The 13618-nt window shown below is 41.9% G+C and carries 9 protein-coding genes; 4 read left to right on the forward strand and 5 right to left on the reverse strand.

Annotated elements, in window-relative coordinates; translation table 11 throughout:
• The first annotated feature begins 129 nt into the window (after nucleotides 1–129).
• The 3 genes from HWQ58_RS27625 to HWQ58_RS27635 all read left to right on the forward strand — a co-directional run bounded on the left by HWQ58_RS27625 (nucleotide 130) and on the right by HWQ58_RS27635 (nucleotide 4069).
• Nucleotides 130–960 (forward strand): peptidylprolyl isomerase, encoded by an 831-nt coding sequence (locus HWQ58_RS27625; protein ID WP_292870054.1) that lies wholly within the window; start codon nucleotides 130–132, stop codon nucleotides 958–960.
• Nucleotides 961–1360: 400 nt separating this feature from the next.
• Nucleotides 1361–2161, forward strand: coding sequence for a DUF6816 family protein (locus HWQ58_RS27630; RefSeq protein ID WP_292870057.1), 801 nt, complete (start codon nucleotides 1361–1363; stop codon nucleotides 2159–2161).
• 87 nt (nucleotides 2162–2248) lie between these two features.
• Nucleotides 2249–4069: an ABC transporter ATP-binding protein gene (locus tag HWQ58_RS27635; protein WP_292870060.1), complete on the forward strand. Its 1821-nt coding sequence runs from the start codon at nucleotides 2249–2251 to the stop codon at nucleotides 4067–4069.
• Between the two features lie 322 nt (nucleotides 4070–4391).
• Here the strand turns inward: HWQ58_RS27635 and HWQ58_RS27640 are convergent, their stop codons facing one another.
• Together HWQ58_RS27640 and HWQ58_RS27645 are read right to left on the reverse strand one after the other, a co-directional pair.
• A complete protein-coding gene (locus HWQ58_RS27640; protein ID WP_292870063.1) occupies nucleotides 4392–5348 on the reverse strand; it encodes a hypothetical protein in 957 nt (318 codons plus the stop codon).
• Nucleotides 5349–5629: 281 nt separating this feature from the next.
• A complete protein-coding gene (locus HWQ58_RS27645) occupies nucleotides 5630–6304 on the reverse strand; it encodes a Uma2 family endonuclease (protein ID WP_292870066.1) in 675 nt (224 codons plus the stop codon).
• Between the two features lie 436 nt (nucleotides 6305–6740).
• On the opposite strand from HWQ58_RS27645, the gene HWQ58_RS27650 reads away from it, so the two are divergent.
• The gene (locus tag HWQ58_RS27650; RefSeq protein WP_292870069.1) at nucleotides 6741–8846 is read left to right on the forward strand and encodes a M3 family metallopeptidase; all 2106 of its coding nucleotides are present in this window, start codon (nucleotides 6741–6743) and stop codon (nucleotides 8844–8846) included.
• Between the two features lie 78 nt (nucleotides 8847–8924).
• Here HWQ58_RS27650 and HWQ58_RS27655 read toward each other — a convergent pair whose 3' ends face one another.
• The 3 genes from HWQ58_RS27655 to HWQ58_RS27665 form a co-directional block, all read right to left on the reverse strand.
• On the reverse strand, nucleotides 8925–9725 hold the full coding sequence (locus HWQ58_RS27655; RefSeq protein ID WP_292870072.1) for a DUF928 domain-containing protein: 801 nt from the start codon (nucleotides 9723–9725) through the stop codon (nucleotides 8925–8927).
• Between the two features lie 116 nt (nucleotides 9726–9841).
• Nucleotides 9842–12268 carry a CHASE2 domain-containing protein gene (locus tag HWQ58_RS27660; protein WP_292870075.1) on the reverse strand — a complete coding sequence of 809 codons (2427 nt, stop codon included), beginning with the start codon at nucleotides 12266–12268 and terminating at the stop codon, nucleotides 9842–9844.
• A 184-nt stretch (nucleotides 12269–12452) separates the two neighbouring features.
• Entirely contained in the window at nucleotides 12453–13421 is a 969-nt protein-coding gene (locus HWQ58_RS27665; protein ID WP_292870078.1) for a DUF1822 family protein, read from the reverse strand.
• Between the last annotated feature and the right edge of the window lie 197 nt (nucleotides 13422–13618).

The raw sequence follows: 13618 nt of genomic DNA on the forward strand, positions 1-13618 counted from the left end.
TCGCAATCTAAATAGCTTTAATTTAGGAGAAATTTATAATGGCAAGTATTAAAATTTATAACCTATACTCTGCTGGTTCTCAATTGTTCAAAGATATAGCCATTTTTAATTTTAAGGAACAATAAATAGATGACAGAAACTTTAGAAAAAAACGCTACTTTCTTCAACGGTGGCAAACCCCACAAAGAAGTGGCTTCTGATTTGGAGTCTACAGATAAATTTGTACTGCCAGAAATTTATCTTGCAACAAATGAAGATGTTATTGCTTATCTGCGCCGTTCTCATAAAATTGCTGAAATTGCAGTTTTAGCTGAACGTGATGCATTGGTTTTGAGTCTTTGCGAGCAGTTTGACATCACTATTTCCGATCAGGAATTGCAAGCAGCAGGAGATACATTTCGCTTGGAACACAAGTTACTGGGAGCCTCTGAAACTTTAGCATGGCTTCAAAAGCAGCAAATCTTTGTAGAAGATTGGACTCAAGGTATCAGAGTGGCACTACTTACAAATAAGTTAAAAGAACATTTGTTTGGAGATAGTGTGGACTCTCATTATTTAAGCAACCGTAATCATTATAAACGTGTTGCCCTATCCCAAATATTAGTTAGTGACTTAACAGATGCACTGAAAATAATCTATACCATTCGAGAGGAAAATGCTTCATTTTGTGCGTTAGCACTGGAACACTCGAAAGGTAAGCAGTCAAGAGACAATGGTGGCTTTGTTGGTATTCGCTTTTTGTCAGAATTGATGCCGGAGATTGCACAGGTTATTACTGTAGCAAAAGAAGGCGAAGTGATTGAACCTGTCCAAACAAAACTGGGTTATCACATCTTGAGAATTGAAAAATGGTTTCCTGCTGAATTAAGCGAAATCAGAGAGCAAGTTTTAGAAACTCTCTTTCAAGCTTGGCTAAAAGCAGGAAACGTCTCTGTTAATCATGCTGAACGGCATCAATAAAATGGTCAATGTCTAACAGAATTCTTGACTTGACATTTTGAATTGAACTAAAATTGCTACTTAAGCTTTTGCTTCAGAATAGTTAACAAAAAAGCTGTTTAGCATAAGTCCTGTACTTGTCGTTAAACCGCACTTGGCTAACGCTTGCCTCTAGGTCTAATTAGAGGCAAGTTTTTTGTGTTATATCATGTTCGGATAATCACTTATGATAAAAGTAGGAATAAAAACGATCAACTATGCCGAAACGACTTAAACAAGCTGAGAATTTCTGCGTTTACCTTGAGAAACTCACTATAAATTTGGGATAGGGCTAATCATCTTACTACAAATTTTTAATTTTTTACACAAACTTACTTATTTTTTAATCGATAAATAATAAACATTAAATACAAAACTGCTAATGCTTGTAATGAAGGGAATTTGGAGTTTTTGCTTGCTGTTTTTATTCCTTCTATGGGGTGGTGAAGCTTTTGCAGGAGAGTTGTCTGAACGGTTAGCAAATTTTCCCCAATGGGAAAAATTAACTTCAGTACAACTCGCTTCGGGTGATTTAGTTTACCCTGAATGGATGGCTGGTACTTGGAAAGTTACAAGTACCTTAGTAGATTTAGCTGCGCCTTTAGCACCAGAGATTGTAACACCAGGGTTTGAAGGTAATCGCCGACAATTAAATCAGCCTGTGAGTTTTGTAGTAAGATTTGTAAAACGGCAACCATCTATTGCTGGGTTAAAAATACTTCCTCAGATAGGTTACAAATCCTCCATTTTAGTAGCAGATAGAGCATTTAATAGCTTGAATTTGGCAAGAGCTTATTTAGGGGATGAAGCAGTGTTATTAGTCAAAGTAGATCCAGATTCACCTAATCGTCAAATTACGTTCTTGCGTAGCAGTCGCCAACTAGTTTCCATTGTGACTGCACGTGCTACAGAAACTACCTCTGATTGTAAATTTATCACCACAGAAGTGTTTCAACAACTATTTAAAGGTGGTTCACGCCCCTACTTCAACTCTGTAGAATCTACTACGGCTTATCATAAACTTCCAACATCCAATCCGGCGATTGAGGCAGATCAAGTTACTGCAGTCTATCTTTCACCCCAAGATCCAGATTACTTTAAAGGTGGTTCTCGACCAGTTGCTCTCTACCACTATCGCCTTGAATTTTTCCCTCAAGAACTACCAACTACTCCCAAAGAGTGATTTGTCATCTAGCTCTTGACTACTTTGTAATACATTTGTAGTATATAAATTCCAAGTTTACGATCGCGCTCTTGGACGGTGTGCATCATGGCCAAATTTCAAGATATTGTCAATTACTTTCGCTCTGATTGGAAGCTGAGTGTTTTTAGTATCGCAGCATCCGGCATTTACGAAATTATTGATTTGGTTGTTCCTTATGCGATCGGGCAGATTTTAAATGTTTTGTCTGGTCAAGCTTTGGATAAACCAATTCAAAGTGCGATCGCAAGTTTTTCAGATATTACCAATTACCCAGTTAATAAAACTCTATCTTTGAGTGTATTACTGGGTTTAATTTTCGTTGTCACCGTAGTGAGAGCGCCAACACAGCCCTGGTTGACTGGTTGGTTTCACTGGGATATAACTTTCAGGTCGCGTCGAAAGAAAACCGAAGCAGCCATCGCCAAAATTCTTACTCTCCCACTGGAATTTTATGACGAAAATAACCCCGGACGCATCGCCGGAAGAGTAGCTAGAGGTGTTGAGAACCACGCTTGGGCGTATCCCGAAATCGCCGGACAGTTGATTCCTAAACTGGTTCGTGTACTGGGAATTTTTGTGTTTATTTTGGTGATTGAGTGGCGAATTGCGATTTTATATCTAATTTCCTTTGTAATTATTCTCAGCTTAAGCTTGAAGGATTTACAGCAATTGATTAGGTACGAAAGTCGTCTGAATAAATATGCAGAGAATACCGAAAGCCGCAATTCTGAACTGATCACCAATATCAAAACGGTGAAAGCATTTGCTACAGAAGCTAGGGAACTGAAACGGCAAAAGCAACGTTTAGATCGTGAATTAATAGTGGTTGATTATCGCATCCACAAAGGTTATGTGAAACTGGGTACTTGGCAAAGGACTGTAATTCAGTTTTGTGTGTTTACAATTCTGGGTTTGACTTTAGCAGCAACAGTAAATGGGAGAATTTCTCTGGGTCATTTTGTCATGACCTTAACTCTTTCTAGCATGGCTTATGCCGAATTAGAACCAATTACTAACTTGGCAGAAGTTTTCGCCCGTCGTTATTCTTCTATGCTGCGGTTTCACGAATTTCTCCAAGAGCCAACTGCATCTGATTCAGCTAGTCTTTTAGAAGAGAGCAACCAGACAGAATCACCTTATAAATTTACTGGAAAAGTTGAGTTGTCACACGTCAGTTTTGGATATGATGCCAACCATCAAGTTTTGCAAGATATCAGCTTGTTGATTGAGCCATACCAAACAGTCGCATTAGTGGGGCGTTCCGGTTCTGGTAAGTCTACTTTAGTAAAATTGCTGTTGCGATATTTTGAACCTCAAGCAGGTCAAATTCTGATTGATGGTCAAGATATTCGCACTTTGAATGTAGGTAAGTATAGACGAAGGTTAGCGATCGTTCACCAAGAAGTAGACGTTTTCAACGGTACTATCTTGGATAATCTGACTTATGGCAGACCGGATGCTAGTTTGGAGCAGGTTCAAGAAGCCTGTAGAATTGCCAGAGTCGATGAAGTAGTGCAGCATTTACCTAAAGGTTATTATACCGTCGTCGGGGAACGAGGTGTCAGGTTATCTGGAGGACAAAGACAACGCTTGGGAATTGCTAGGGCGTTGTTAGTGGAACCAGACGTACTGATTTTTGATGAAGCCACCTCTAGTTTAGATTATGAGTCTGAGCGTTCAATTCAGCTAGCGATGCGATCGATTCAGGGCACTTGCACTACCATCGTTATTGCCCACCGTTTAAGCACAGTAAGGGAAGCTGATAAAATTGTCGTTCTAGAGCAAGGAAAGATTGTAGAAGTGGGTAGCCACAATGAACTCTTGCGTCACGAAGGTATTTACCGCCGCTTGCACTCTCTGCAAGAAACAGGAGAACTCCTGAGTTAAGGGATATACACCTTTTAGATTTTAAATTTTAGATTGACCACAGGATGAATCCGCTTGATTCAATCGACTTTATTCACAATAAGGTCGATTTTTTTATAGACATATCCAGAAATTAAATATGTGTTATCTAAAACCCTTTCGCGCCTATTCGGTAGTACAACTAATATTATCAAGTGGGGAATTTGCTCCTATTCCCCAAGAAAAACCTTAGCCATTGAAATTCGTTTTACGCGCTTGGGTGAAGCGTGAGAAGTAAAGTAAACAATCCATTGCCTATTGCTAGAATACTAATCACTAATCGAAGTCTTCCAATCAGAAAAAACTAAGATTTGCTCTTATCGGCTTCTTTCTGTGCCGCCTCACTGTATTTTTTATAAAGTTGAGTACGAATCTTGGCTTCTTGATAACGGCTGTGGGTTTGTGGTACAGTACTCATTAAATCTGAAGCCCGTTGCCACTTAGCAGCAATCTCTAACCACTGAGTTGAGGTTGTAGCCGTTTTGCCAGATGCAGAAGCTTGGTTGGCAATTCGCACAGATATTTGGAATGGATCGTCAGATGGCTCAGAAAAGGTATTGTTAGGAGAGCGAGATGGTGTTTGGGCTTTCCTGTGGTTAGTATTTTCTGTAGTTAAAGATTTGGAAGTTTCTGGTTGTATTAGGCTTTTCAGTTTATTACCTAGCTGGGCATAAACAACCCAACTAAGCAACAACAGTGAGCATAAACCAGCTGCTGCTAATATCTTTGTTTTAGGTTTATTTTTGTATTTTTCTTTGTTAATGAGTACTAAAGGACGAGAGACTTGAGTTTTAGGATAATTTGGTTTTCCTAGTTCAGCTTGAGCTTCTGTGAAATCTTTAATTAATTGCTTTACAATATTGGGCTGAATTAATGTAATTTCCTGTGACCAAAGCAATTGATTCTCGCGATCGCTGTCTATTTCTTTTAACCACAGCAATTGTTGTTCTCGAACAATCCGACTGTTGATCTTGACACGGCGAATGTGACGCGGGGCGATAGACTCAAGAATTTGCTGGATTTGTTCTACCAGGGGAGATTGCTCTAGTTGCTCTACTTTAGCTGCCTCGCACAGAATTTGTAAGACACCATCAGAAAAAATGGCTCTAGTTCTGACACAAGACTGGGCTAGCTTTTCGTTCAATAGCTGAATAATCGCTGCAACGCTGCCTTGGTGAGCTTGCCACGCGATATCGTTTATCCGGTCTACCACCTGAAATTTAGTGATAGCTCTTCCACCCTGACTGATTAACGTATTCATTAATTTAGGGACTCTTTTCTACTGACCTTGATCTTGTCTTCGATTTTACGAGTAAAAAGATGAGTTGCCAAATAATATCATAAATATGGAAATATGGAGCCTTCCTTTTTGGTTTGGTAAGGACACTCGCTGACGCTCAGTTAATTTGTATGCTTCCACGCCTTGAAAAGGTGGAATTCTTGGGCTGAAACTGCGCTTTCAAGGTAACGCCTATGCTGAGGGACGAGTTAGCTGTTTGACATATTACACGATCGTGTCTTTTGGCGATCGCCTTTAGTTAGCTAGATAGTATCAGGATCAACGCCAAGCGATCGCAAATATTCTTTCAACCTTTCCACCTGCGACTGTGCTTGTTCCCTCGCCAACCTTTCCTGTTTCAGCGCCTCTGCCAACTCTTCTGGAATCAGCAACTTTTCTCCAGTGTCTTCTCGATAAAAACCAATCAGTTGCCCTTCTATTTGCAAACGCAGCTGCAAAGGTTCACATCGACTATCTGTAATTGGCTCATACACTTCACCTCGCAGTCGATAGCCCTGCAATTGCTCCTTAATCCACTCTCCCTTGGGATCGAATAACCAGTATTCCAGGACTCCTAACTGCTCATACAGCGTCTTCTTGAAACCTGTGTCCTGGTTTCTAGTGCTCTCCGAGGTCATTTCAAAGATTACTACAGGCACTTGTCCCTCTTCCCATATTTTGTAATTATCGCGACCTCCAGGAGCGACATTAAAAATTACCATTACATCTGGAGCTACCCGTAACCTCGGAAAACCCTGAGCATAATAGAGAAACTGGTTACTCAAAACCGTTGCTTGCCGATCCAGCAAATATTGCCTCAATACTTCTAAAGTTGCCAGTAAAGCACATAAATGAACATAACTTTCTGCCAAAGGTTCACCATCCGAGCTTGGATAAAAAACTTCTGTTGATTCAGAACTGGGTAAGAGGCTAGTCATAATTAGCCACCTGGTTGAGAGGATGGGTGCATGATTATATTATCTTAGAGACTTTCCTTAACATTTATTTCTAGAAATGCCGAGTAAATGAAGGGGGCAGAAGAGCAAGGGGAGCAGAGGGGCAGAGGGGAGCAGGGGAGCAGGGGGATAAGGGAGATGAGGGGGAATTATTGAATAAATCTCTCCCTTATCTCCCCCCTCTTCCTTGTCTTCCTTGTCTTCCTTGTCTTTTACCAATGCCCAATGCCCAATACCCCAACTTATTGTTCAAATACCAGACAAAAGAGCCGTATCGGGATACTTTTGTGAGGAATTATCGTTTTTTTTACCTTTTTGCCAGAATGGCAATACTAAATAGCACAGCGATCGCTACATTAGAAGATATATACATAAAAATCATTGTTGATTTTTATTCATCCGCAGTTCACACAAAACTATGAGTGCAAGTACCATTATTTCCGATAATCCCTTACTCCAAGGCACTGGTTTACCTCCCTTTGCAGAGATTAAACCAGAACGAGTAGTACCAGCCTTCAATCAGTTGCTAGCAGAACTTGACCAGCAACTTGCCACCTTAGAGGCTAGTGTACAGCCCACTTGGAGTGGTTTAGTAGAACCCTTAGAAAAGCTGACAGAACGGCTTACCTGGAGTTGGGGGGCGGTAAATCATTTAATGGGTGTTAAAAATAGCCCAAAACTGCGCGAAGCTCATGAAATCGTACAGCCACTAGTTGTACAATTTATCAACAAACTCGGTCAAAGCCAACCCATCTACAATGCTTTTAAGGCACTCCGTAGCAGTGATAGTTGGGCAACTTTAGAATTAGCCCAACAACGCATTGTGGAAGCCGCCATTCGAGATGCAGAACTTTCTGGTGTTGGCTTAAAAGGAGAAGCAAGGGAGCGTTTCAACGCCATTCAGATGGAGTTGGCAGAACTTTCTACTAAATTCTCTAACCATGTACTTGATGCCACGAAAGCCTTTAGCTTAACCCTGACAACAAAAGCCGAAATTGACGGTTTACCACCAAGTTTGGTGAGTTTAGCTGCCCAAGCTGCACGTGCGGCAAAAGAAGAGAACGCCACACCAGAAAATGGCCCTTGGCGCATTACTTTAGACTTTCCCTGTTACGGTCCTTTCATGCAACACAGCACCCGTCGAGATTTGCGCCAAAAGCTCTACAAAGCTCATATCACTCGCGCTTCTAGTGGCGATTTAGATAATAAGGCGTTAATTGTGCGTATTTTGGAGTTACGGCAAGAACTTGCCGATATACTTGGCTTTAAGAGTTTTGCCGAGTTAAGCCTTGCAAGTAAAATGGCTCCTAATGTTGAGGCAGTCGAAGCACTATTAGAAGAACTACGCCAGGCCAGTTATGATGCTGCTGTCAAAGACTTAAAAGAACTCCAAGCTTTTGCTGCATCTTATGGAGAAGAATATCAGGATTTAAAACATTGGGACATCAGCTTTTGGGCAGAACGCCAACGAGAAGCAAAATTTGCCTTTACCGCTGAAGAATTACGTCCCTATTTTCCCCTTCCCCAAGTGCTAGATGGCTTGTTTGGGCTTGTTAAGCGGCTATTTGGTGTTACTGTTACCCCTGCCGATGGTCAAGCCCCAGTATGGCATGAGGATGTCCGTTATTTCCAAATAGCCGATGAAACTGGTTCTCCCATCGCTTACTTTTACTTAGACCCCTATAGCCGTCCAGCAGAAAAACGCGGTGGTGCTTGGATGGATGTATGCATCAATCGTGCTAAAACTGAAAATGGTGCAACTGCCATCCGGTTGCCTGTGGCTTATTTGATATGCAACCAAACTCCTCCAGTAGATGGCAAGCCAAGTTTGATGACTTTCTATGAAGTAGAGACTTTGTTCCACGAGTTTGGTCATGGATTGCACCACATGCTCACCAAGGTTGACTATGCTGGAGCCGCAGGTATTAATAATGTGGAATGGGATGCAGTGGAACTACCCAGTCAGTTTATGGAAAACTGGTGTTATGAGCGACCCACTTTGTTTGGCATGGCTAAACATTACGAAACTGGAGAAGCCCTGCCAGAGCATTATTATCAAAAGCTGCTAGCGGCGCGTAATTATATGAGTGGTACTGGTATGTTACGCCAAATTCACCTTAGCAGTATTGATTTAGAACTACACTACCGCTATCGTTCCGGTAGCAATGAAACTCCAGCAGATGTGCGTCATCGCATAGCCAAGACTACTACTATTTTACCACCACTTCCAGAAGATTCAATTTTATGTTCTTTTGGGCACATTTTTGAGGGTGGTTATGCAGCAGGCTACTACAGTTACAAATGGGCTGAAGTACTTAGTGCTGATGCTTTTGCCGCTTTTGAAGAAGCTGGGCTTGAAAATGAAGAAGCTATAAAAGCTACAGGTCGGCGTTATCGGGATACAGTGCTAGCACTCGGTGGTAGCAAGCATCCAATGGAGGTGTTTAAAACTTTCCGGGGTCGCAAACCAAGTACGATCGCTTTGCTCAGGCACAATGGTTTAGTAAGTGCTGCTGCAAACTAAACAACACCTTTGTAGAGATGTTGTATTGCAACCTCTCTACATCAAAATTTTTGCTTAACTAAATATTATTTTCCTAGTTTAAGGTGTTCCTGGAAGAATGGGTTCTTCGGCAACATCATCTAAGCGGATGCTACCTAACAAATTTCGCCACTCTGCTTTCAGGGCTGCATCTTGAGGATTTTTTTGACGCAGTTCAGCCAACGTCGTCAGTGCCTCGTACCAGATCCCATTTTGGGCATAGATAGCATAGCGCTTTATAGGTTCTGCCGTTTCTATTTCTTTGAGTGTTGGTTGACTCAGATTAACTCGTTTTATTACCCCTTCAACAAAACTTGGAGGCGAGTTCTTTTGCTTGTCACAGTTAATGGTGAAAAACCAACGGTATTGTTTATCTACTGCTAAACCGGGAGCAGTGTTAGGCAAAGAAACACGGATAACTCCTGGCTTATCCGATAAAGCGATCGCTTTTTTGTATACCTCGTTAGCGTCTGGATCTTGCAGCACAAATTCAACTGTATATGGCGAATCTTTAGTATATGGCACATAGAAAAACCAACTTGGATGTTCTACTGTTGTTTGTCCCCAGACATTAATCACTGAGTTAGCTTCCTGAGTAAAGGGTACTAAAGCAGTCAAGTCAATTTTAGATGTAGGACATGCAGGTTCCCCGCGCTTTGCTCCACCACGAACGCGACCCCCAGGAGGGGAGCCAGGTGGAATTGGAGGTTGAGTAAAGGTTGTAGTTTGAGCAGGGTTCGTTTTAGTATTAGAGCGATTAGGGGTTGGTTTCGCCAGTACTGGAATCAGGTTAACTAATAAATTTGTACAACTAAAAGCTACTACTAAAAACAGTTTTATCGGTTGTAAATTTGAATTCATAGAAACCTGACCTCATAGGATTTTAGATTTTAGATTTTAGATTGGGCATTGAGAAGAGACAAGGTAGACAAGGAAGAGGGGGGAGATAAGGGAGAGATTTATTCAATAATTCTCCCTCATCTCCCCCTGCTCCCCCTCATCTCCCCCTGCTCCCCTGCTTCCCTGCTTCCCTGCTTCCCTGCCCCCTGCCCCCTTGCTTCTTCCCCATTTCCCACCCGCACTTTTATTTTTGAATTATTATAAATTGACATCAAACCCCCCATAGCTACCAGTGATAAAGCCGACGGGACGAAAGGCACCCAAGCACCCGAAATTAACAGACCAAAGCAAAGTACATACAAAACGCTAGAAGTAACACCGATTGCCAATGCCAACCAGGGTAAGGAAAGCCTGCGCCAAGCCAAGACTCCTCCAATTAAAGACCAGCCCCAAATCCAGGCGACCTCCGCCCACCATGACCAAGCGCGCAGCAAAGGTCGCCCATCCTGGACTGCACCAAGGATCTGGCTGACCATGTGAGCTTGTACCAGTACTCCTGGCATTTGCTCATCTAAAGGAATGCCATAAGGTGTAGGCCAAGTGTCTGGAGAATCCCCCTTTGCAGTCACACCAATGAGAACAATCCGGTCTTTGATGGCGTTGGGGTTAATTGAACTAGATGATAAAAATTGCGTTAGCTTTACCTGTTCGGCTATTTCTTTTGAAGAACGATAGTTGAGTAAGATTTGACCGCTATTAGCATCAATATTTTGATAGCCACCAGTACGAGACTTCAGATTCGGAAAAATAGTCTTACCCAACTGCAAATTTCCTTCAGGGGTGAACTTTGTTTGAATTCCTAAAGGGCGCAGATAAAGGGATGCTAGTTGTAAACTGAAGGAATATGGAGCAGAACACAATGATGTCGTCTCCTGATTCATGAACAGAAGATGCCGACGAATAACTCCATCGCGATCGTAAATAAAGTCACTGAATCCCAGATTTCCTGGGGGGATTTCTGGCGGTGGCTTAGTACCTTTAATATTTACTGTGTTATCACTCCCCTTGCATACGCCAATCAAGTTCTGAGTTTTCTGAAGACGAGTAATTAAATCTGGCTGTTTGGCCTTAAAATCACGGTAGATATCTAAGCCGATCGCACGGGGTTGGTATTGATTCAGTTTTGCTAAGAGTTTATTGAGAGATTTTTCGGAAATAGAAGCTCCGATCAAGGACTCGTTATTTTGTCTTTGAGTCGCCAGATCCTCATCGTCAATTGTGATGATCAACAGTCGGGGGTCGAGTCCTTCTGCGGGGCGCGATCGCATCATCAGGTCAAAGGCTGGAATCTCTAGGTTTTCCAGCAATCCCACCAATCTCACGCCACAAACCAAAGCTGTAACTGCCAAGCTGAATAACAAAATTCTTTTAAATCTGCGTCTGTTAGATAAAGGTAAATTTACTTCATCTTCATCTTCAGATTTTGCAGACCTTAATTCATCCCAAGTCGGTGGTATCTGCGCCGGATTTTGGCAAATCACTGGTAGCCAAGTTGCACAAGGAAATCTATCCTCAAGTCCTTGCAAGCGTTCTCGCGCTTGGCGTACCGCTTGATATAAAGACTCACCACCGGCAAAGCCTTGGAGAAAATACTTTAAAAACTCCTTTGCAACCTGGTCTGGGACAGGTTCGCGCATGATGATCATTTGAGGAATTTGCAAATCAGCCAATTCTCGCGCCAATCCCAATCCATCACAGGAGTTGAATATAGCTAATTGCAAACCATTTTCAATAGCTTTTCTGAGAGCGTACTTTAACTCGCCAATCGTAAGACTATCAGTTCTATTTAGGTAAATTCGTCCGCTTTCTCCATTTCCGTGACTGGAACTGTGTCCAGCAAAGAAAAGAATATCCCAGTTTTTTCCCCAGAGATGCTCAGTCAAGTCCTTACGTTGTGGTTCTACTAAAAAGCTCACCTCTGCGTTACTACACTGTTGCAGTAAAGCTTGATCGGCTTGGGTGTCAATCCCCTTACTATTCCCCACAATTGCCAAAATGTTGACTAATTGATTGAGAGCGCCTGGCTTGTGAATGCGATCGTAGGATGGTGAAGAAAGGGCAATTTCAGCTTTGGGATAGCGTTCTAACAAGTCCCACAGATGCCAGGGTAATAGCTGCAATTGGCTATTTTCTGTTTGCAGAATCACCCGTACTTCGTCGCTGGACGATAATCTTTCTAACCATTTTTCCCTCAAAGGGCGAAACTCCTCTGCTCGCAGCCAGGTATTAAAGCGTGCCCGCAAAATATGAGAAGCGTTTTCGCAGTCTTGAACCATCGATACATTCGTCACCTGCATTTGGTCAGCATGGAGGCGATAACGATTGCCTATCTGCCGATAACTAGACTGCCAATGACTATAATAGAGCGGCATTTCCGGGAATGAAGGTAGCCTCCCAGTGATTTCTGTTGCAGCACGCTCGTGTTCTTCACCAATTTGGAGGGTGACAGCAAACCCCTGCTCAAAACTACCCTCTCCAAATTTGATCGCCACTAATTTACCCATAACCGTCGCTATTTCCCTGTGCAAGATCGTGCCCTGTTCTAATGTCCGATCGCAAGCTTCACAAGTGTCTACAGATTTTTTTTCAAAATCCCCAAAAGCTGGCTTGGATTTTTAATTTTTAATCTTTAATTAATGAATTATCACTTAATAAATTCCCGACAAAGAAGGAAGATAGCTACATATTTCAAATTCGGAAATATTCGGTAATACTGGTATTATCCAAGGCTACCCTAACACTAAATTGCTCTGTAGGTTCACCACGAAACTGTAACTGAATGTAGTTGTCTGATTTTCTAGATTGAGCGTCGAGAAATATTGCTCCTGAACTATCTATAACAGTGAGATGAACTCCTGGTGGCAAGTAGATTTGATTTCCAGTGGCGTGCAATTGGAGATGAATACTAGTTTGTTGATCTTTTTCGGGACTAATTTCCACAATCAACATCACAGGTTGGTTGTGGATTTGGATACCTAAATCAATCACTTTTGCCCGTTTAGTAATTGATTCTGGTTGTTTGAGAACATCTAGTTCTAAAGTTTCAATACCACGAAAGGCATAAGTTGGTCTGAGTTCCGGTACGTTCCACAGCGATTCAATAGTCTCCCAGCCCGTCTCAAATATACCAGCAAACCACTGACTCAAATTCACTAATGAATTAACTGGGGATTGGCGCAGTTGCCAGATGTGGTCAATAAACGTTTCCAATGGTTGCAGTTGCCCTAAAGGCAGTGTTTCAGTTGCCACACTAGGGATAAAACCAAGCAGCCTTGCTTCTTCGAGCGATTCATCAAATTGAACTATTAAATAACCCACCCGTTCTTCCCAAGTTTCTGGAGGAATAGAACATATCTGCTGATGCAAATGCACGGGGCGACACTCCAGACGGCCAATTGAGGGCACTTGTAAATCAGCGACATCCCCACAAAGGCGCACAATCGGGTTCCAACTGTCACTAGCTTGAAGATCGGTAGGAATATCCATCATCTGTAAGTAATCATTCACCACCCATACAGCTAAAGTATTCAGCCGGACTTGCTCTGCTTTTTCAGGATTTGGCTGCTGGTTAGCAAATTGCTGGGCAGTTATGCGAGCTGTTTGGGAAATCGGCAATATCAAAGCGAAATCGTCTAGCTGATAGGTGGAGTTATTCATAAGTCAATTTCTAGGGTTCAATGCTGCTATGTATATATCACCCGAATGCAATAAATTTATGCCACAAAATTGAATACTGGAAAAAGAAAATTGGGACTGGCGATTAGGTAAAAATATCCCATAAAATTAAAAGATTGTATATTAAGATGATATAGGAAATAAAGTTTTTGAGTATTTATACTTTTATCAAGATAGCT

It is taken from the genome of Nostoc sp. LPT (assembly GCF_017115165.1).
Classification (GTDB): Bacteria; Cyanobacteriota; Cyanobacteriia; order Cyanobacteriales; family Nostocaceae; genus Nostoc.

Coding starts and splice junctions, on each gene's coding strand:
- HWQ58_RS27625 (WP_292870054.1), top strand. CDS start 130: ATGACAGAAACTTTAGAAAAAAACGCTACTTTCTTCAACGGTGGCAAA.
- HWQ58_RS27630 (WP_292870057.1), top strand. CDS start 1,361: ATGCTTGTAATGAAGGGAATTTGGAGTTTTTGCTTGCTGTTTTTATTC.
- HWQ58_RS27635 (WP_292870060.1), top strand. CDS start 2,249: ATGGCCAAATTTCAAGATATTGTCAATTACTTTCGCTCTGATTGGAAG.
- HWQ58_RS27640 (WP_292870063.1), bottom strand. CDS start 5,348: ATGAATACGTTAATCAGTCAGGGTGGAAGAGCTATCACTAAATTTCAG.
- HWQ58_RS27645 (WP_292870066.1), bottom strand. CDS start 6,304: ATGACTAGCCTCTTACCCAGTTCTGAATCAACAGAAGTTTTTTATCCA.
- HWQ58_RS27650 (WP_292870069.1), top strand. CDS start 6,741: ATGAGTGCAAGTACCATTATTTCCGATAATCCCTTACTCCAAGGCACT.
- HWQ58_RS27655 (WP_292870072.1), bottom strand. CDS start 9,725: ATGAATTCAAATTTACAACCGATAAAACTGTTTTTAGTAGTAGCTTTT.
- HWQ58_RS27660 (WP_292870075.1), bottom strand. CDS start 12,268: ATGGGTAAATTAGTGGCGATCAAATTTGGAGAGGGTAGTTTTGAGCAG.
- HWQ58_RS27665 (WP_292870078.1), bottom strand. CDS start 13,421: ATGAATAACTCCACCTATCAGCTAGACGATTTCGCTTTGATATTGCCG.